Annotated in this window: 1 pseudogene; it reads left to right on the top strand. The window is 55.7% G+C overall.

Annotated features, from left to right (window positions below):
* Nucleotides 1–11: 11 nt before the first annotated feature.
* Nucleotides 12–1,061 (top strand): annotated as a pseudogene (locus tag HKD27_RS16240) (IS5 family transposase); the annotation flags it as partial.

The raw sequence follows: 1,061 nt of genomic DNA, 5'->3' as shown, positions 1-1,061 counted from the left end.
GCTGATGGAAGATGAAGCAGCCCGGTTTCTTTGATGTTGAGGAGCGGCTGGCGCGTCTGAGCGGTCTTGGTGATCAACTTGAAGCCTTTTCCCGGGCTGTGGATTTTGAAGTCTTCCGCCCTGATCTGGAGCAGGCTCTGGCTTATTCAGACGGGCGCAAGGGCGGGCGTCCACCGTTTGATCCGGTGCTGATGTTCAAAATCCTGGTGATCCGATCCAGACGTTGAACAACCTGTCCGATCAGCGGACAGAATACCTGATCAACGACTGTCTCTCCTTCATGCGCTTTCTGGGGCTTGGGCTGTCGGATTGTGTGCCTGATGCCAAAACGGTCTGGCTGTTTCGTGAGCGTCTGATGCAGGCTGGTGCGATTGAAAGACTGTTTGAGCGGTTTGACGCGACCCTGCGTAACGCCGGTTATCTGCCAATGGTCAGGCCAGATCCTGGATGCGACATTGGTAGCAGCCCCAAAGCAGCGCAATACCAACGATGAAAAGACGGATCTGCGGGAAGGACAGGTCCCACAGGACTGGCAGGACAAGCCGTCCAAGCTGTCCCACAAGGATCGTCATGCGCGCTGGACGTTGAAGTTCACCAAGGCGAGACGGCAGGAGGACGGGACGATCCCTTCCACGGATCTGGCCATCCCGTTCTTTGGCTACAAGTCGCATATTTCCATCGACCGGAAGTTTCGGCTGATCCGCAAATGGAAGACGACAGATGCCGCCGCCAGTGATGGCGCGCGATTGAGAGAGGGCTTGCTTGATAAAACCAATACAGCCTCACCGGTCTGGGCAGACACAGCCTACCGTTCAAAAGCCAATGAGGACTTTATGGAAAAGCAGGGCTTTGTCTCAAAAATCCATCGCAAGAAGCCGCATCTCAAACCCATGCCCCGGCATATTCAGAGATCCAACGCCGGAAAGTCCGTTATCCGCTCGCGTGTCGAGCATGTCTTTGCCGATCAGAAATCACGGACGGGGCTGTTCGTCCGGACTGTAGGCATCGCTCGAGCCACCATGAGGATCGGTCTGGCCAATATCGTCTACAATATGCGCCGC

Origin of the sequence: Gluconobacter sp. R75690 (assembly GCF_015244525.1) — a bacterium.
GTDB classification, from domain to species: Bacteria; Pseudomonadota; Alphaproteobacteria; order Acetobacterales; family Acetobacteraceae; genus Gluconobacter; species Gluconobacter potus.
The sequence above is the reverse complement of the archived record's forward strand: the minus strand, read 5'-3'. Positions and strand labels throughout refer to the sequence as shown.